Source organism: Hydrogenophaga sp. (assembly GCF_048549895.1).
In the GTDB taxonomy this organism is placed as follows: domain Bacteria; phylum Pseudomonadota; class Gammaproteobacteria; order Burkholderiales; family Burkholderiaceae_C; genus Hydrogenophaga.
Genome location: NZ_JBLYYB010000082.1, coordinates 1 through 17,992, shown reverse-complemented (window position 1 = coordinate 17,992; position 17,992 = coordinate 1). Strand labels below are relative to the sequence as shown.

The 17,992-nt window shown below is 64.8% G+C and carries 18 protein-coding genes and 1 pseudogene; 12 read left to right on the top strand and 7 right to left on the bottom strand.

Annotated features, from left to right (window positions below; genetic code table 11):
* From ilvC to ACN4F8_RS09210, 3 genes are all read right to left on the bottom strand, one after another.
* Nucleotides 1–965, bottom strand: a 965-nt coding sequence (gene ilvC / locus ACN4F8_RS09220; protein ID WP_419473304.1) for a ketol-acid reductoisomerase, incomplete at its 3' end; no start/stop codon positions are given.
* A 55-nt stretch (nucleotides 966–1,020) separates the two neighbouring features.
* Nucleotides 1,021–1,512: an acetolactate synthase small subunit gene (gene ilvN / locus ACN4F8_RS09215; protein ID WP_419473303.1), complete on the bottom strand. Its 492-nt coding sequence runs from the start codon at nucleotides 1,510–1,512 to the stop codon at nucleotides 1,021–1,023.
* Between the two features lie 159 nt (nucleotides 1,513–1,671).
* Nucleotides 1,672–3,447, bottom strand: coding sequence for an acetolactate synthase 3 catalytic subunit (locus tag ACN4F8_RS09210; RefSeq protein WP_419473302.1), 1,776 nt, complete (start codon nucleotides 3,445–3,447; stop codon nucleotides 1,672–1,674).
* Between the two features lie 278 nt (nucleotides 3,448–3,725).
* Between ACN4F8_RS09210 and ACN4F8_RS09205 the strand changes: the two genes are divergently transcribed.
* From ACN4F8_RS09205 to ACN4F8_RS09195, 3 genes are read left to right on the top strand one after another with little or no spacing between them, the layout of a single operon-like run.
* Nucleotides 3,726–4,310 carry an RDD family protein gene (locus tag ACN4F8_RS09205; RefSeq protein ID WP_419473301.1) on the top strand — a complete coding sequence of 195 codons (585 nt, stop codon included), beginning with the start codon at nucleotides 3,726–3,728 and terminating at the stop codon, nucleotides 4,308–4,310.
* A 4-nt stretch (nucleotides 4,311–4,314) separates the two neighbouring features.
* On the top strand, nucleotides 4,315–4,713 hold the full coding sequence (locus ACN4F8_RS09200) for a diacylglycerol kinase (protein WP_419473300.1): 399 nt from the start codon (nucleotides 4,315–4,317) through the stop codon (nucleotides 4,711–4,713).
* Nucleotides 4,714–4,730: 17 nt separating this feature from the next.
* Nucleotides 4,731–5,318: a TIGR00730 family Rossman fold protein gene (locus tag ACN4F8_RS09195; protein WP_419473305.1), complete on the top strand. Its 588-nt coding sequence runs from the start codon at nucleotides 4,731–4,733 to the stop codon at nucleotides 5,316–5,318.
* A 13-nt stretch (nucleotides 5,319–5,331) separates the two neighbouring features.
* Here the strand turns inward: ACN4F8_RS09195 and ACN4F8_RS09190 are convergent, their stop codons facing one another.
* The gene (locus ACN4F8_RS09190) at nucleotides 5,332–5,670 is read right to left on the bottom strand and encodes a P-II family nitrogen regulator (protein ID WP_056274681.1); all 339 of its coding nucleotides are present in this window, start codon (nucleotides 5,668–5,670) and stop codon (nucleotides 5,332–5,334) included.
* A 105-nt stretch (nucleotides 5,671–5,775) separates the two neighbouring features.
* Between ACN4F8_RS09190 and ACN4F8_RS09185 the strand changes: the two genes are divergently transcribed.
* On the top strand, nucleotides 5,776–6,798 hold the full coding sequence (locus ACN4F8_RS09185) for an asparaginase (protein WP_419473299.1): 1,023 nt from the start codon (nucleotides 5,776–5,778) through the stop codon (nucleotides 6,796–6,798).
* A 6-nt stretch (nucleotides 6,799–6,804) separates the two neighbouring features.
* Here ACN4F8_RS09185 and ACN4F8_RS09180 read toward each other — a convergent pair whose 3' ends face one another.
* Nucleotides 6,805–8,499, bottom strand: coding sequence for an NAD+ synthase (locus ACN4F8_RS09180; RefSeq protein ID WP_419473298.1), 1,695 nt, complete (start codon nucleotides 8,497–8,499; stop codon nucleotides 6,805–6,807).
* Nucleotides 8,500–8,555: 56 nt separating this feature from the next.
* Between ACN4F8_RS09180 and ACN4F8_RS09175 the strand changes: the two genes are divergently transcribed.
* From ACN4F8_RS09175 to ACN4F8_RS09165, 3 genes are read left to right on the top strand one after another with little or no spacing between them, the layout of a single operon-like run.
* Nucleotides 8,556–9,773, top strand: a complete 1,218-nt coding sequence (locus ACN4F8_RS09175) for a GNAT family N-acetyltransferase (RefSeq protein ID WP_419473297.1) — start codon at nucleotides 8,556–8,558, stop codon at nucleotides 9,771–9,773.
* Nucleotides 9,774–9,810: 37 nt separating this feature from the next.
* Nucleotides 9,811–10,176: a hypothetical protein gene (locus ACN4F8_RS09170; RefSeq protein WP_419473296.1), complete on the top strand. Its 366-nt coding sequence runs from the start codon at nucleotides 9,811–9,813 to the stop codon at nucleotides 10,174–10,176.
* A complete protein-coding gene (locus tag ACN4F8_RS09165; RefSeq protein ID WP_419473295.1) occupies nucleotides 10,167–10,613 on the top strand; it encodes a bactofilin family protein in 447 nt (148 codons plus the stop codon). Before ACN4F8_RS09170 ends, ACN4F8_RS09165 begins: the two co-directional genes overlap by 10 nt.
* A gap of 13 nt (nucleotides 10,614–10,626) precedes the next feature.
* Here the strand turns inward: ACN4F8_RS09165 and ppa are convergent, their stop codons facing one another.
* Nucleotides 10,627–11,166 carry an inorganic diphosphatase gene (ppa, locus tag ACN4F8_RS09160; protein ID WP_419473294.1) on the bottom strand — a complete coding sequence of 180 codons (540 nt, stop codon included), beginning with the start codon at nucleotides 11,164–11,166 and terminating at the stop codon, nucleotides 10,627–10,629.
* 305 nt (nucleotides 11,167–11,471) lie between these two features.
* On the opposite strand from ppa, the gene ACN4F8_RS09155 reads away from it, so the two are divergent.
* From ACN4F8_RS09155 to glp, 5 genes are read left to right on the top strand one after another with little or no spacing between them, the layout of a single operon-like run.
* Complete coding sequence (locus tag ACN4F8_RS09155; protein WP_419473293.1) at nucleotides 11,472–13,535, top strand: sodium-translocating pyrophosphatase; 2,064 nt, start codon at nucleotides 11,472–11,474, stop codon at nucleotides 13,533–13,535.
* Between the two features lie 4 nt (nucleotides 13,536–13,539).
* A complete protein-coding gene (locus ACN4F8_RS09150; protein WP_419473292.1) occupies nucleotides 13,540–14,361 on the top strand; it encodes a metal-dependent hydrolase in 822 nt (273 codons plus the stop codon).
* Between the two features lie 48 nt (nucleotides 14,362–14,409).
* Nucleotides 14,410–15,525 (top strand): GTP 3',8-cyclase MoaA, encoded by a 1,116-nt coding sequence (gene moaA / locus ACN4F8_RS09145; protein ID WP_419473291.1) that lies wholly within the window; start codon nucleotides 14,410–14,412, stop codon nucleotides 15,523–15,525.
* A 2-nt stretch (nucleotides 15,526–15,527) separates the two neighbouring features.
* The gene (mobA, locus tag ACN4F8_RS09140; protein WP_419473290.1) at nucleotides 15,528–16,151 is read left to right on the top strand and encodes a molybdenum cofactor guanylyltransferase MobA; all 624 of its coding nucleotides are present in this window, start codon (nucleotides 15,528–15,530) and stop codon (nucleotides 16,149–16,151) included.
* A 3-nt stretch (nucleotides 16,152–16,154) separates the two neighbouring features.
* Nucleotides 16,155–17,432, top strand: coding sequence for a gephyrin-like molybdotransferase Glp (glp, locus tag ACN4F8_RS09135; RefSeq protein ID WP_419473289.1), 1,278 nt, complete (start codon nucleotides 16,155–16,157; stop codon nucleotides 17,430–17,432).
* A gap of 157 nt (nucleotides 17,433–17,589) precedes the next feature.
* On the opposite strand, the pseudogene ACN4F8_RS09130 reads toward glp, so the two are convergent.
* Nucleotides 17,590–17,958: pseudogene (locus tag ACN4F8_RS09130) on the bottom strand (efflux RND transporter permease subunit); the annotation flags it as partial.
* Nucleotides 17,959–17,992 lie beyond the last annotated feature (34 nt).

Genomic DNA, 17,992 nt, shown 5'->3' with positions numbered 1-17,992 from the left:
GCGCGCAGGGTTTCGCCCACGGTTTCGATCTGGTGCTCGGCCATCAGGCGACGCTTGCTCAAAAGCGTGGGTGCGCCGGCGCGGTTTTCCAGGATGAAGCTCTTGGCATATTCGCCGCTCTGGATGTCCTTCAGGACACGCTTCATTTCCTTCTTGGTCTCGTCGGTCACGATGCGCGGGCCCGTCACGTACTCGCCGTACTCGGCGTTGTTCGAGATCGAGTAGTTCATGTTGGCAATGCCGCCTTCGTAGATCAGGTCCACGATCAGCTTGAGCTCGTGCAGGCATTCGAAGTAGGCCATTTCGGGCGCGTAGCCAGCTTCCACCAGCGTCTCGTAACCCATCTTGATCAGCTCGACCGCACCACCGCACAACACGGCTTGCTCGCCGAACAGGTCGGTCTCGGTCTCTTCCTTGAAGTTGGTCTCGATGATGCCGGCCTTGCCGCCACCGTTGGCCATGGCGTAGCTCAGTGCGAGGTCACGCGCTTTGCCGCTCTTGTCCTGATGGATGGCGACCAGGTGGGGCACGCCGCCACCCTGGGTGTAGGTGTTGCGCACGGTGTGGCCAGGGGCCTTGGGCGCGACCATCCACACGTCCAGATCGGCACGTGGCACGACCTGGTTGTAGTGCACGTTGAAGCCGTGGGCGAAGGCGAGCGATGCGCCCTGCTTGATGTGGGGCGCCACGTTCTGGTGGTAGACCTCGGCGATCTGCTCGTCGGGCAGCAGGATCATGACCACGTCGGCCGATTTCACGGCGTCGTTGACTTCCATCACGGTCAGGCCGGCCTTGCCGACCTTGTCCCACGAGGCGCCGCCCTTGCGCAGGCCGACCACGACTTTGACGCCGCTGTCGTTGAGGTTCTGTGCGTGTGCGTGGCCCTGGCTGCCGTAGCCGATGATGGCCACGGTCTTGCCCTTGATCAGGGACAGGTCACAGTCTTTGTCGTAGAAAACTTTCATGGGTTGCTCCGGTTGAAATGTGTTGTTCGGGGTGAATGAAAACTGGGGGATTGTCTTACACGCGCAGGATGCGCTCGCCGCGCCCGATGCCACTGGCACCGGTGCGCACCGTCTCGAGAATCGCGGAGCGGTCGATGGCTTCCAGGAACGCATCGTTCTTGGATTGATCGCCCGTGAGCTCGATGGTGTAGCTCTTCTCGGTCACATCGATGATGCGCCCGCGGAAGATGTCGGCCATGCGCTTCATCTCTTCGCGCTCCTTGCCCACCGCGCGCACCTTCACCATCATGAGCTCACGCTCGGTGTAGGAGCCCTCGGTGAGGTCCACCACCTTGACGACTTCGATCAGGCGGTTGAGGTGTTTGGTGATCTGTTCGATGACGTCGTCCGACCCGGTGGTCTGGATCGTCATGCGGGACAGGCTGGGGTCTTCGGTCGGCGCCACGGTGAGCGACTCGATGTTGTAACCACGGGCAGAGAACAGACCGACCACGCGGGACAGGGCCCCGGGTTCGTTTTCCAGCAAGACAGCGATGATGTGTTTCATGTGCGATTCCTCTTTTTGCGACGGCAACGACCCTTTAAAAGTGGTCGCAGAAACTGCCGTTTTTCGCCGCCCTCCCCTGCGCACGGTAATGCGCAGGCTCGGCGGGCAATAGATTCGTCTAGGGGATGAAGCAACGGCGGGCCGTTGCTTCGCGGGGGATCAGAGGTCTTCGGAACCCAGCAGCATCTCGGTGATGCCCTTGCCGGCCTTGACCATGGGGAAGACGTTCTCGGTCGGGTCGGTGCGGAAGTCCATGAACACGGTGCGGTCCTTGAGCTTGCGCGCCTCGCGAAGAGCGCCCTCCACGTCCTGCGGCCGTTCGATCAGCATGCCGACGTGGCCATAGGCCTCGGCCAGTTTCACGAAGTTGGGCAGCGCGTCCATGTAGCTGTGGCTGTAGCGGCCTTCGTAGTCGATTTCCTGCCACTGCCGCACCATGCCGAGGTAGCGGTTGTTCAGCGCCACGATCTTGATGGGGGTGTTGTACTGCAGGCAGGTCGAAAGCTCCTGGATGCACATCTGCACCGAGCCTTCGCCAGTGACGCAAAACACCTCGCTGTCGGGCTTGGCGAGCTTGATGCCCATGGCGTAGGGAATGCCCACGCCCATGGTGCCCAGGCCACCCGAGTTGATCCAGCGGCGGGGCTCGTCAAAACGGTAGTACTGCGCTGCCCACATCTGGTGCTGGCCCACGTCGGACGTGACGTACGTGTCGGCGTCCTTGGTCATGTTCCAGAGCGTTTCCACCACGTACTGCGGCTTGATCACCTCGGTGTTGCCGCGGTCGTACTTCAGGCAGTCCTTGGAGCGCCAGGTTTCGATGGTGTCCCACCACGCGGACAGCGCCTTGCCGTCGGGCTTGGTGGCGCTCTCGCGCACCATGTTGATGAGCTCGGTGAGCACGTCTTTCACATCACCGACGATCGGCACATCCACCTTCACGCGCTTGGAGATGCTCGACGGGTCGATGTCGATGTGGATGATCTTGCGTTCGTTCTGCGCAAAGTGCTTGGGGTTGCCGATCACGCGGTCGTCAAAACGCGCGCCCACGGCCAACAGCACGTCGCAGTTCTGCATCGCGTTGTTGGCTTCGATCGTGCCGTGCATGCCCAGCATGCCGAGGAACTTGCGGTCCGACGCCGGGTAGGCGCCCAGGCCCATCAGCGTGTTGGTGACCGGGTAGCCCAGCATGTTCACCAGCGTGCGCAATTCTTCGGTGGCGTTGCTCAGCAACACACCGCCGCCGGTGTAGATGTAGGGCCGCTTGGCGGCCAACAGCAGTTGCAGCGCCTTGCGGATCTGACCGCCGTGGCCCTTGCGCACCGGGTTGTACGAGCGCATCTCGACCGACTCGGGGTAGCCGGTGTAGGGCACCTTGTTGAAAGAAACGTCTTTCGGGATGTCCACCACCACAGGGCCGGGACGGCCGCTGCGCGCAATGTGGAAGGCCTTCTTCATCACCATGGCCATGTCGCGCGCATCCTTGACCAGGAAGTTGTGCTTGACGATGGGGCGCGTGATGCCGACGGTGTCGCATTCCTGGAAGGCATCAAGGCCGATGGCGGCCGTGGGCACCTGACCGGTGACGATCACCATGGGGATGCTGTCCATGTAGGCGGTGGCGATGCCGGTGATGGCATTGGTGACGCCGGGACCCGAGGTGACCAGCGCCACGCCCACATCGCCTGTGGCGCGCGCATAACCGTCGGCCGCGTGAACGGCCGCCTGCTCGTGGCGCACCAGCACATGCTGGATGGTGTCTTGCTTGTAGAAAGCGTCGTAGATGTGCAGCACAGCACCGCCGGGATAACCCCAGATGTACTTGACCCCTTCGGCCTGGAGGGCCTTGATGAGGATTTCTGCGCCGCGGAGTTCTTGGGTGGCTGTGCCGGTGGCGGCAGCGGCCGAGGCCAGTTCGGCCTTGTTGATTTCCATGATGAACCTTTCGAGAATTTCTCTGACGAAATACCTTGGGTGCCTCTTGACCAACCCTTGTGGGGCGGTGTCGAGACTTGAGACCAGTGGACATGAGCGGGCACATACCCCGCCGGACCCTGATCCGTTTGCCGTGTTTTGAAGTGCAGCAAGCATTATCGCACTGCAACACGGGCTTGCGGCTTCAGCCGGGGCTGAACGCCCCGAAAAAGTGCGAGCCATGACCGCAATGAGACAATTCGGGCCTGCGCCCCACGGGCCAAACACTTCCTTTCTGCATGTCCGCCACCGTTTCCGACTCCTCTCGATCTCCCGACGCCGCGTCCCCACCCGACCTGATGGCGCCCTCATTGCGCAGGCGCATGGCCTGCTGGCTGTACGAGGGCACCTTGATGTTTGGCGTGGTGTTTCTCGTCGGTGTGCTGTTCACCACCAGCTATGTGCTGTCCTCGTTCACCCAGTCGGGCAATGCGCTGGACAACCGCTATTTGCAGCAAGCCCTGGTGTTCGTCGCCTTCGGCATTTACTTCGGCTGGTTCTGGGCCAAGGGCCAGACCCTGGCCATGAAGACCTGGCACATCCGCGTGGTCGATCGCCATGGTCAGGCCCTGACGCAGGGCCGCGCGCTGTGGCGCTACGTGTTGTCGTGGCTGTGGCTGCTGCCGCCACTGGCGGTGGCGGGGCTCCTGCAGTTGTCAGGACAGGAGTTGTCGGTGCTGCTCGTGGGCTGGGTCATCGTCTGGGCCTTGCTGTCACGCTTTCATGCCCAGCGCCAGTTCCTGCACGACGCCCTGGCCGGCACCCGCCTGGTCCATTTCAAGCCGGTGGAGGACACCAGCAAACCCCGGCGCTGGTGGAGCTGACAGCATGAGCCTGGATCACGACCGCGAACCGGTGAACGCGCAGAAGCTGCGCAGCGGTGTTTCGCGCATGTGGCACGCCTTTGGCTACTCGGTGGCCGGTTTGCGCGCAGGCTGGGGCGAGACCGCATTCCGCCAGGAAGCACTTGCCGCCATCGTCATGGTTCCGCTGGCCTTCTGGGTCGGCCAGACCTGGGTGGAAACCGCCCTGCTCGCGGGCTCGGTGATGCTGGTCATGGTGGTTGAGCTGCTCAACACCGGGATTGAAACCGCCATCGACCGCATCGGGCCGGAATGGCACGACCTCTCCAAACGCGCCAAGGACATGGGCAGCGCTGCCGTGCTGCTGAGTCTGGTGTTGTGTGTGGCCATCTGGCTGTCGGCGGCCTGGGCCCGCTGGGCATGACCGTTCAAAACCAACCCATGACTGCTCCCGCGTTTTCACTGTGTGTTTACTGCGGCTCCCGCCCAGGCGTTGACCCCGCGTTCGCCGACACGGCACGCGCCGTGGGCCGATGGATTGGTGAACACGGCGGCCAACTGGTGTACGGCGGCGGCCGCAACGGCCTAATGGGCATCGTGGCCGACGCCACCATGGCGGCGGGTGGCCAGGTCGTCGGCATCATCCCGAAAGCGCTGGTCGAGCGGGAGTGGGCGCACCACGGTTGCACCGAGCTGCACGTGGTGGACAACATGCATGAGCGCAAACGGATGATGGCCGACAAGGCCGACGCTTTTCTCGCCCTGCCCGGTGGCATCGGCACGTTTGAAGAATTCTTTGAAGTCTGGGCCTGGGGCCAACTGGGCTACCACGACAAACCGGTGGGCCTGCTCAACGTAGCCGGCTACTACGACGGCCTGATGGCCTTCATGCGCACGGGGGTGGAGCAGCAGTTCATGAGCAGCGCCCAGATGGAACTGATCCGCGTCGACAGCGACGCGCAGAGACTGCTGCCGGAACTGGTGCAGGCTGCCGGCATGGCGCCGCAAGCCCGCATCGAAGCGATCTAGAAACCCGGCTCGCTCAGACCGCGGTTTCGTCTTCTTCCCCGGTGCGGATGCGCACCACACGTTCAACCGAGGTCACGAAGATCTTGCCGTCGCCGATCTTGCCGGTGCGCGCCGCGCGAATGATGGCGTCCACACAGCGCTCCACGTCCACCGTCTTCACCACCACCTCGACCTTGACCTTGGGCAGAAAGTCCACCACGTATTCCGCACCACGGTAGAGCTCGGTGTGGCCCTTTTGGCGCCCAAAGCCCTTGACCTCGGTCACGGTCAGACCGGTCACGCCCTGCTCGGCCAAGGCCTCGCGCACCTCTTCAAGCTTGAACGGTTTGATGACGGCGGTGATCTGTTTCATGCAATGTCTCCAGGGCGTGGCTTGTGGGAAGGGCGTTGTCGATTCATTATGCCCAAGGCACTCGCTCCTGTTCGTACACTGCGCGCTCAACCCACCCACGCGCACATGAACACCCACGCCCTGCCCCGCCACGTTCCCATCACCGTCGCCTATCGGGGCGGTCATCCGGAAAACATTCACCACGGCTCGCTCGCGGTGGTGAACGCGCAAGGCCAACTGCTGGCCAGTGTGGGCGACGTGGGTTCGCCGCTCTTCACGCGCTCATCGCTCAAACCCTTTCAGGCCATGCCGCTGATTGCACAGGCGGCCGACCGTTACGAGCTGACCGACGCCGATGTGGCCCTGCTGTGCGCCAGCCACAGCGGTGAGCCCATGCACGTGGAGCGCGCCGCAGCGTTGCTGGCCAAGATTGGCGCGGGCGAACCCAGCCTGGCCTGCGGCAGCCATGTGCCGTTCTTCTTCAGCACCAACGGCGTCACACCGGAGCCCGGCACGCGCTTCAACCGCCTGCACCACAACTGCTCGGGCAAGCACACCGGCATGCTGCTGCTGGCCCATGCGCTGGGCACGCCGCAGGGCGGCTACCTCGACACCAACCATGCCGTGCAGCAGGAGATCGCTCGTAGCGTGAGCCACTTCTCCGGCGTGCCGGTGGACCAGCTCGTGCGCGGCACCGACGGTTGCAGCGCGCCCAACTACGCCCTGCCCCTGCGCGCGCTCGCGCATGCCTTCGCCCGCCTGACGCTTGCGGAGCCCGATCCGGTCTACGGCACCGCACCGCTGCGCATCGCGCGTGCCATGAGCCGGCACCCCGAGCTGGTCAGCGGCCAGGGACGCAACGACCTGGCGCTGATGCGCGCCGGGCGTGGCGACTGGGTGAGCAAGGTCGGGGCAGACGGCGTGCAGGCCCTGGCCAGCTTCAGCCGCGGCATCGGCATCGCGGCCAAGTGCAGCGACGGGCAATTGGCCCCGCTGATGGTGGCCTGTGTCTCGGCGCTGGAGCAACTGGGCTGGCTCGACGACGAGAGTCGCGCCGCGATGGCCAGCCTGATTCCGCCACCACTCAAAAACGCAGCCGGTATCGAGGTCGGCGAGATGCGCGCCGTGCTGGAACTGCAGAAAACCTGACCGAGTTCAGGCTCTGTATTTGCTCGTGATCGGGTAACGCCAGTCCTTGCCGAAACTGCGGTGGGTCACGCGGATGCCCACCGGCGCCTGGCGGCGCTTGTACTCGTTGATGCGGATCAGGCGCACCACCTTCTCCACATCGGCCCGCTCAAATCCAGCCGCCACGATGCTGTCGGGGCTCTGGTCGTTTTCCATGTAGCGCTCGATGATCGCGTCGAGCACCGGGTACTCGGGCAGGCTGTCCTGGTCTTTCTGGTCGGGCCGCAGCTCGGCGCTCGGCGGGCGCACGATGATGCGTTCGGGGATCGGATTGGCGCCTGTGCCATACGGGTCGTGCGCGTTGCGCCAGCGCGCCAGTTTGAAGACCATGGTCTTGGCCACGTCCTTGATCACCGCGAAGCCGCCCGCCATGTCGCCGTAGAGCGTGCAGTAGCCGGTGGCCATCTCGCTCTTGTTGCCGGTGGTGAGCACGATGCTGCCGAACTTGTTGGACAGCGCCATGAGCAGCGTGCCTCGGATGCGTGCCTGCAGGTTTTCTTCGGTGGTGTCTTCGGGCAGGCCGGCGAACTCGGTGGCCAGGCTGGCCTTGAAGGCCTCGAACTGCGGTGCGATGCCGATTTCGTCGTAACGCACACCCAGGCGCCCGGCCATGTCGCGTGCGTCGATCCAGGAGATGTCGGCCGTGTAGGGCGAGGGCATCATCACGGTGCGCACACGGTCCTTGCCCAGCGCGTCCACCGCGATCGCCAGCACCAGCGCCGAATCGATGCCGCCCGACAAGCCCAGGATGGCGCCGGGAAACCCGTTCTTGCCCAGGTAGTCGCGCACGCCCAGCACCAGCGCGTGCCACAGGTCCGCCTCGGGGCTGTGCGCGCGGTCGGTGTCGGCAGTGATCTGCCAGCCAGCGCCTTGCCGTGTGAAGGCTGCATCGAACAAAGTTTCTTCAAAACTCACCGCGCGCCCGGCCAGCGCGCCGTCGGCCGCCAGCACGAAGCTGCGGCCCTCGAACACGATCTCGTCCTGCCCGCCCACCAGGTGCGCATAAACCAAGGGCAGACCCGTGGCTTGGCAGCGCAGGCGCATGGCGGCTTCGCGGTCGCCGCCCTTGCCGGCGTGGAACGGTGAGGCGTTGATGACCGCCAGCACCTCGGCACCGGCGGCTTTGGCGTCCGCCGCGGGTGCGTCGAACCAGGCGTCTTCGCAAATCAGCAGGCCCACACGCACGCTGTGGCCATCGCTGCCGGCCACGTCGAACACGCAGGTGTCGTGACCCGGCACGAAATAGCGGCGTTCGTCGAACACCTGGTAGTTGGGCAGCTCGCGCTTGGCGTAGCTGTGGGTCACGGCGCCGGCGTGCAACACGCTGGCGGCGTTGTGCAGGTGGGCCACCGACACACTGCGCTCGCGCCGCTGGCCACCGGTCACCGTCGGCCGCGCCGGATGTCCCACCACGATGTGCAGGCCTTTGAGGTGGGCCGTGCCGGCCGCCACGACTTTGAGGGCATCATCACAGGCATCGATGAACGCGGGCCGCAGGTACAGGTCTTCGGCGGCGTAACCGCACAGGGCCAACTCGGGGGTCAGCAGCAGGTTCACGCCACGCGCGTGGGCCGCTTCGGCGGCATCGATCATCTTCCGGGCGTTGCCCGCCATGTCGCCCACCACAAAGTTGAGCTGGGCCACGCAAATGGAAAGAGTCATGGGGTCTGAAAACGTTGCGGAATGGGCCTTGAGCTCGCTGTTTACCGGAGCTGCAGGTGGGTGAAATCGATTATGTCACCCGGGTCTTTTCGTCTCCATCGCAGATCGCAGAGTCCGCATGGAACGCGCTGCTCTCTGTCGACCCCGACCCGAGCCCGTTCATGCGCCACGAATACCTGGTGGCCATGCACGAAAGCGGCAGTGCGAAACCCCGCGCGGGCTGGCAAGCGCAGTTTTTGACGCTCTGGCGCGGCGACGAACTGCAAGCCGCCTGCCCGATGTACCTCAAGAACAACTCGTACGGCGAGTACGTGTTCGACTGGGCCTGGGCCAACGCCTATGCGCAGCACGGGCTGGACTACTACCCCAAGGCGCTGGTGGCGGTGCCGTTCACGCCAGTGCCGGGCGCGCGGTTGCTGGCGCGCGACGCAGATGCTCGCACCGCCTTGGTCAAGGCACTGATTCAGCAGGTGCGCGACGAAGACCTGTCGTCGGTCCACCTGCTGTTCGCACAGCCTCAAGACGTCGCTGCGTGTGAGCAGGCCGGCATGATGCTGCGCCACACGGTGCAATTTCATTGGAAGAATGAGGCGCCCTCACAGGACGGCCTGTCGCCACCCTTCAGCAGCTTCGACCATTTCCTCACCAGCCTGCAGCAAGAAAAACGCAAGAAGATCCGCCAGGAGCGACGCAAGGTCGCCGAGGCGGGTGTCACGTTTCGCTGGTCGCGCGGCGCCGACATCACAGACAAGGACTGGGATTTCTTCTACCGCTGCTACGAACGCACCTACCTCGAACACGGCAACGCGCCCTACCTCAACCGCGACTTCTTCCGCCGCATGGCGCAGACCATGCCGCAGCACTGGTTGCTCTTCGTGGCCGAGCGCGAAGGCCAGGCCATCGCCTGCAGCCTGATCGGCATCGACGACACCACGCGTGTGGCCTACGGGCGCTATTGGGGCGCGCTGGAGCGCGTGGACTGCCTGCACTTCGAGGCCTGCTACTACGCGCCGCTGGCCTGGTGCATCGAACATGGCTTCCAGCGCTTCGAAGGCGGCGCGCAAGGCGAACACAAGATGGCGCGCGCCCTGCTCCCGGTCAAGACCACCAGCGCGCACTGGCTCGCCCACCCTTCGTTTGCCGATGCGGTGCAGCGCTTCCTGCAGCGAGAGAGCCAGGGCATCGGCCAGTACATGGAGCACCTGGCCCAGCGCAACCCGCTCAAGGCGGGTCTGGCGGTGCGGGACGTGGCCCCGCCCGTCACGGAGTTGTGAGGCGGCGGCGCAAGCGGGTTCGCTAAACTCGATCGCCATGGACGAAACCGACGCCTTCTTCACCCACAGCATCGTGGGCGCACCCTTCTCGGTGCTTCTGGGGCGTCGGCAAGGCCCGTCCACAGAGTCGACACAGGGGCTGGAAGTTTCTCTGGCGAAAGGTGACGTGGGCCTGAGCGAAGGCTGGCGGAGCTGGGCCGTGCTCGAACATCTCGACACACCGGCTGGAACACCCCGCCGCCGGCCCAGGCGCCTGCGCCGCTGGCTGGAGCGCCACGCACTCTCCATCGCCCTGCTGGGCTTGCTGATGCTGCTCGGCAGCGCGGTGTTCTGGGCCATCGTGTGGCTGCCCACCACCGGCTGGATACCGGCCACCTGGATGGGGCGCTGGCCATGGAACTGAAGACGCCGCAAGACACGCTGACCATCGACCCGGTGGCCATGAACGTGGTCAACCGCGTGGCTGCGGGCGGCAAGCTGCACGGCGAACTGGAATTCAACGGCGGGCTGCTGGTGCAAGGTGAGGTCTCGGGCCACATTCGGGTGAATGGCCCGCTCATCATCTGGACCGGTGGCGTCGTGCGCGGGCGCATCCGCGTGCTCGGCGACCTGTATTTGTTTGGTCACCTGGGCGCTGCCGGCGGCAGCGCGGTGGAAACCAGCCTGGAATGCCAGGGCATGGCCTATGTGGCCAGGAGCGGCGTGTCCACCGGCTCACTCTCGGCCCGGCGGATGCAGGTCTACGAAGGAGCAAACCTGTTGGGCCCTTTCAAGACCCTGGGACCCGGGAACAACCTGCCGGTGTTGAACGACGTGTTGCCCAACCCCACCGCAGGCTGATCGGCCCTGCTCCTCAGCCCTTCTTTTGCGCCTCGTAGGTGGCCATGCCGTCGATGATTTCCTTGTGGGCGGCTTCCTTGCCTTCCCAGCCGATCACCTTGACCCACTTGCCCGGCTCCAGATCCTTGTAGTGTTCAAAGAAATGCTGGATGGTGTTGAGCCGCATCGGGTTCAGGTCTTCGGGCTTCTGCCACTGGGTGTAGATGGAAAGGATCTTGTCGATCGGCACCGCCAGCACCTTGCCGTCTTCGCCAGCTTCGTCCTGCATCTTCAAGATGCCGATGGCGCGGCAGGGCACCACCACACCGGGGATCAGCGGCACGGGCGTGATCACCAGCACGTCCACCGGATCGCCGTCGCCCGAAATGGTGCGGGGCACATAGCCGTAGTTGGTGGGGTAGTGCATGGCCGTGCTCATGAAACGGTCCACAAAAATCGCGCCGGTTTCCTTGTCCACCTCGTACTTGATCGGATCGGCGTTCATCGGGATTTCGATGATCACGTTGAAGGATTCGGGCACGTTTTTGCCGGCGGTGACGTTGTCGAGAGCCATGTTGTTCGAGGGAGGTTGGTTGAAAACTGAAGCAGCCGGTGCAGGCCCGCTGCCTGTTGGAGAGGCGTCTGGCGCATCTCATGCGACCGGCACGCCTAGGATTTACCCTGATTTTACTGATTCGAAGCTGACTTCCCGGCCTGCTTTCACCTTGGCGCATTGAATTGCCGCTAAATTCGCCTTGTTGGCCAATCGCCCTGTTTCAACGCTGTGCAACGCAGCGCAACCGGCAGCGAGGAAGCAACGCAGCGGGGGCACCCCGGAGGCGTTGCCCCTTCCAAGTCGAAACAACGAGGAGCGATTCAATGGTTGGTCAATCAGCGCTGATATTCGTGTTGGTCTGTGGGCTTGTGGCCGTGGCGTACGGCTTCTGGTCGCGCAGCTGGATTCTTTCTCAGGACGCGGGCAACGCCCGCATGCAGGAAATCGCCGGTGCCATTCAAACCGGCGCTGCGGCGTATCTCGCCCGGCAGTACAAGACGATTGCGATCGTGGGCGTGGTGCTCGCCATCCTGATCGGTGTGTTCCTCGATGGCCAGAGCGCCATCGGTTTCGTGCTCGGCGCCGTGCTCTCGGGCGCCTGTGGCTTCATCGGCATGAACATCTCGGTGCGCGCCAACGTGCGCACCGCGCAAGCCGCCACCAAAGGCATCGGCCCGGCGCTCGACGTGGCCTTTCGCGGCGGCGCCATCACCGGCATGCTGGTGGTGGGTCTGGGTCTGCTGGGTGTGGCCGGCTTCTTCTGGTTTCTGGTCGGCAACGGCAATTTCACGCCCGACAAGAACCTGGCCCAACTGCTCAACCCCCTGATCGGTTTTGCCTTCGGCTCGTCGCTCATCTCCATCTTCGCTCGCCTGGGTGGCGGCATCTTCACCAAGGGCGCTGACGTGGGCGCCGACCTGGTGGGCAAGGTCGAAGCCGGCATTCCGGAAGACGACCCACGCAACCCGGCGGTGATCGCCGACAACGTGGGCGACAACGTGGGCGACTGCGCCGGCATGGCCGCCGACCTGTTCGAGACCTACGCCGTCACGCTCATTGCCACCATGGTGCTCGGCGCCCTCATGGTCGCCGCCGCGCCCATGCAGGCCGTTCTGTACCCGCTGGTGCTGGGCGGCGTGTCCATCCTCGCGTCCATCGTGGGTTGCTTCTTCGTGAAGGCCAGCCCGGGCATGAAGAACGTGATGCCCGCGCTCTACAAGGGCCTGGCTATCGCAGGCGTGCTGTCGCTGATCGCGTTCTATTTCGTGACCACCATGGTCATGCCCGACAACGCCATCACCGCCACCGGCAGCCAGATGCGCCTGTTCGGCGCCTGCGCCGTCGGCCTGGTGCTGACCGCCGCGCTGGTCTGGATCACCGAGTTCTACACCGGCACGCAGTACTCGCCGGTCAAGCACATCGCACAAGCCTCCACCACCGGCCACGGCACCAACATCATTGCCGGCCTGGGCGTGTCCATGCGCTCCACCGCCTGGCCGGTGCTGTTCGTCTGCGTGGGCATCCTGGCGTCCTACCAGCTGGCTGGCCTTTACGGCATTGCCACCGCCGCCACCGCCATGCTCAGCATGGCCGGTATCGTGGTGGCCCTCGACGCCTACGGCCCCATCACCGACAACGCCGGCGGCATTGCCGAGATGGCCGAACTGCCCAGCAGCGTGCGCGATGTGACCGACCCGCTGGACGCGGTGGGCAACACCACCAAGGCCGTGACCAAGGGCTACGCCATCGGCTCGGCCGGCCTGGCGGCGCTGGTGCTGTTTGCCGACTACACCCACAAGCTGGAAACCTACGGCCACCAGGTCAGCTTCGACCTGAGCGACCCGATGGTCATCGTGGGCCTGTTCATCGGCGGGATGATTCCCTACCTGTTTGGCGCCATGGCCATGGAAGCCGTGGGCCGCGCTGCTGGTTCGGTGGTGGTGGAAGTGCGCCGCCAGTTCAAGGAGATCCCCGGCATCATGGAAGGCACGGCCAAACCCGAGTACGGCCGCGCGGTCGACATGCTGACCACCGCCGCCATCAAGGAAATGGTGATTCCGTCGCTGCTGCCGGTGGTGGTGCCGATCCTGGTCGGTGTGTTCCTCGGCCCCAAGGCGTTGGGTGGTTTGCTCATGGGCACCATCGTCACCGGCCTGTTTGTCGCCATTTCCATGTGCACCGGCGGCGGAGCATGGGACAACGCCAAGAAGTACATCGAAGACGGCCACCACGGCGGCAAGGGCTCGGAGGCGCACAAGGCCGCCGTGACTGGCGACACCGTGGGCGACCCGTACAAGGACACCGCCGGCCCGGCCGTGAACCCGCTGATCAAGATCATCAACATCGTGGCGCTGCTGATCGTGCCGCTGCTGCCCATGGCCACCTGACACCATGACCACACTCACCGTCCGCCGACTGCTGATCGATCTGGAGCAACCCGTGGCGCGCCACTGGTGCGCGAACGACGCGTTCCTGACCGCGTGGTTCAACGCCCTGTCGATGAGCTTCCCGGTCGGTGAGCAGTTTTTTCTGGACTCGGTGCGCCACGGCGCCAAGGGCCTGGCGCCCGAGCAGCAGGCCGCGTGGCAGGCCGAGGTGCAGGGCTTCGTGGGCCAGGAAGCCACGCACCGGCGCATTCACGCGCTGTTCAATGCGCAGATCGAAAAACACGGCCTGGTGAACCACTGGGGGCCGCGCATCGAGGAGCGCATGAAGGTGCTGGCCGATGCCGACCCGCGCCACCACCTGGCCATCACCGCGGCCAACGAGCATTTCACTGCCCTGTTTGCCGAGTGGATGCTCTCCCACCCCGAGGTGTTTCACGACACCGAACCGCGCCTGAAGAACCTCTGGCTCTGGCACAGCGCCGAAGAGGCCGAGCACAAGTGCACCGCATTCGACCTCTACCGGGCCTTGGGCGGCAGCCACACCTGGCGCGTGAAGTGGATGCGACGCGTCACCGTGTTCTTCCTCACCGATGCCCTGCGCCAGACCGTGCACAACCTGCACAGAGACGGCACCCTGTGGCGCTGGTCCACCTGGCGCAGCGCAGGCCGCCACCTGCTCGGCCGCGACGGTCTGCTCAGCAGCAGCTTCACACCCTGGCGCGCCTATTTCCGGCCCGACTTCCACCCCGACCAGCAGTCGAGCGATCTCTCAAACACCTGGCTGGAGCACAACGCCGACCAGTACACGCGCGTGGGGGCGGGTTGAGCCTGCGCCAGCGGCGCTACCCCGTGGGGTGTCGCCGATAATCCGGGAATGTCCGAACGTGTCATCCCCCTGATCGATCAGCGCCTCGTCAACACCGTGGCGCGCATCCCCACCACACCGGTGGTACCCACCGGCTTGCTCGGCGATGCGCTGGGCCGCCCGCTGCGCGACCTGCGCATCAGCGTCACCGACCGCTGCAATTTCCGCTGCAGCTACTGCATGCCCAAGGAAATCTTCGACAAGGACTACGCCTACCTGCCGCACAACTCGCTGCTGACCTTCGAGGAAATCACCCGCGTGGCCACGCAGTTCGTGGCGCACGGCGTGCAGAAGATCCGCCTCACCGGCGGTGAGCCGTTGCTGCGCAAGAACCTGGAAATCCTGATCGAACAATTGGCCGCACTGCGCACCACCGAGGGCCAGCCGCTGGACATCACGCTCACGACCAACGGCTCGCTGCTCAAGCGCAAGGCCGCTGCGCTCAAAGCGGCGGGCCTGCAGCGTGTGACCGTGAGCCTGGACGGGCTGGACGACTCCATCTTTCGCGCCATGAACGACGTGGACTTTCCCGTGGCCGATGTGCTCGAGGGCATCGAGGCCGCGCAGGCCGCCGGCCTGGGCCCGATCAAGGTCAACATGGTGGTCAAGCGCGGCACCAACGACCATCAAATCCTGCCGATGGCACGCCACTTCAAAGGCACCGGCATCGTGCTGCGTTTCATCGAATACATGGACGTGGGCGCCACCAACGGCTGGCGCATGGACGAGGTGCTGCCCAGCGCCGAGGTGGTGCAGCGCATCCACCGTGAACTGCCACTGGTGCAACTGGGTGCTGCCGCGCCGGGCGAAACGGCCGAGCGCTGGGGCTACGCAGATGGCTCCGGCGAAATCGGCGTGATCAGCAGCGTGACCCAGGCCTTCTGCAGCGACTGCAACCGCGCCCGCCTGTCCACCGAAGGCCAGCTCTACCTGTGCCTGTTCGCCAGCCAGGGCCACGACCTGCGCCCGCTCATCCGTGGCGGCGCCACCGACGAACAACTGGCCGGTGCGATTGCGGCCATCTGGCAAGGCCGCAGCGACCGGTATTCGGAACTGCGCGCCAGCCTGCCACCCGATGCCTCCACCGGAACAAGACGCGTCGAGATGAGCTACATCGGCGGATAAAAATGATCCACACCAACGAAATCACAGGCCTGGTGCTCGCCGGGGGCCGCGGCTCCCGCATGGGCGGGCTCGACAAGGGCTTGCAGAACTTCAACGGCACGCCGCTGGCGCTGCACACGGTCTTGCGCCTGCAGATGCAGGAAGGCGGTCTGATCGGCGATCTCATGCTCAACGCCAATCGCAACCTGGCCGCCTACGAGGCTTTTGGCGCGCCGGTGTGGCCCGACACGCTGAGCGACTTTGCCGGGCCGCTGGCGGGCTTCATGACCGGACTGGAGCGCTGCGAGACGCACTACCTGCTCACCGTGCCCTGCGACACACCCGTGTTCCCTTTCGACCTGGCACAGCGTCTGGCCAAGGCCTTCGATGACGAACGCACCGAGATCGCCATGGCCGCAGCGCTGGAAGAAGACGGTCAGTTGCGACCACAACCCGTCTTCTGCCTCATGCGCGTGGATTTGCTGGAGAGCCTGGTGGCCTTCACCCAGGCGGGTGGTCGAAAGATCGACACATGGACCGCGCAGCACACCACCGTGATCGTGCCGTTCAACCAACCCGGCGACGACCCGCGCGCCTTCCACAACACCAACACCCTGGCCGAGCTGCACGCGCTGGAAAAGAACTGAGCCATGAAGACGATCGAGCAGATCGCAGCCGAGCTGCAGGGCTACGACCCGCAGGCGTTGAGCGCCGAGCGTGTCAACGAATTCCTGGCCCAACTGGTGGAGCCCGTGACCGCCACCGAGCAGGTGGGCGTGTTCGAAGCGCTCGACCGTGTGCTGGCGGCGGACGTGGTCTCACCCATCAGCGTGCCGCCGCACGACAACTCGGCCATGGACGGCTTCGCGTTCGACAGTGCGCTGCTTCAGCCAGGCCAGCCACTGAAGCTGCGCGTGGCCGGCACCGCCTTCGCCGGCAAGGCATGGGCGGGCTCGTTGCAGGCCGACCAGTGCCTGAAGATCATGACCGGTGCCATCATGCCGGACGCGCTGGACACCGTGGTGCCGCTCGAATTCGTCAAGGTCGCTGGCGACATGGTCGAGATTCCGCCGGGTGTGGTGCAGGCCGGCGACAACCGCCGCCTGCTCGGTGAAGACCTCATGGCTGGCCAGCCGGCACTCCACAAGGGCCAGACGCTCGGCCCCGCCGCGCTGGGCCTGATTGCCAGCCTCGGCCTGCCCACGGTGACGGTGTTTCGCCGCATCAAGGTGGCCTACTTCTCCACCGGCGACGAGATCCTCACGCTGGGCGAGCCGATCCGCGAAGGCGCGGTGTTCGACAGCAACCGCTACACCGTCTTCGGTCTGCTCAAGCGCATGGGTGTGGACGTGATCGACATGGGTGTGGTGCGCGACGAACCCGCCTTGCTCGAAGCCGCATTCCGCAGCGCCGCCATGCAGGCTGACGCGATCATCACCAGTGGTGGCGTGAGCATGGGCGAAGCCGACCACACCAAGGCCATGATGAAGCAGCTGGGCGACGTGGCGTTCTGGCGCATCGCCATGCGGCCGGGCCGCCCGATGGCGGTGGGTCGTATCACGGAGGACGGGAAGTCGTCGGTTCTTTTTGGACTGCCCGGCAATCCCGTCGCAGTGATGGTGACTTTCCTCGCCTTCGTGCGCCCCGCCCTGCAGCGGCTCATGGGCGGCGCGGCCACGCCACCGGTGCTGTTGCAAGCTCACAGTCTGGAGCCGCTGCGCAAGAAGCCCGGGCGCACGGAGTACCAGCGCGGCATCGTCAGCCGCGCGGCCGACGGCTCGCTCACGGTTCGCATCACGGGCAACCAGGGCTCGGGGGTTTTGAGCTCCATGGTCGAAGCCAATGGTCTGATCGTGTTGCACCACTCGCAGGGCAACGTGTCCGTTGGCGACAGTGTTGACGTGATGATGTTTTCTGGGGTGGTCTGAGTTTTTCTCCGGCTGGTCCGGTCATCGGCGACCACGGGGCACGGCTCCGCGAATGTCCCCCGGGGCCTTTGGCCCCTCCTCCTTGATTTCGCTGCGCCGTGCCCCATGGCCGCCGATGACCTCGTTGCACTCGTCAAGAGAGCACGCCCGCATCAGTTCAGGCTCGCGAGCGAACGGTCTCCCCAGCTTCTGAACCAGAAGACTTGCGCCCAAACAGCGATCCGAACCAGATCGACACATCGTCCACCAGCGTGAACACCGCCGGGATCACCAGCAAGCTCAAAAAAGTGGACGTGATCAACCCACCGATCACCGCCACCGCCATCGGCGAGCGGAAACTGCTGTCGGCCGCGCCCCAGCCCACCGCAATCGGCAACATGCCCGCACCCATGGCAATGGTCGTCATCACGATCGGACGCGCGCGCTTGTGGCAGGCGTCCAGAATTGCGTCCAGACGGTTCATGCCGTGCTCGCGCCGCGCCTCGATGGCGTACTCCACCAGCAGGATCGAGTTCTTTGTCGCGACCAGTCATCTTAAAATCCAATCCGGCATAAACCCG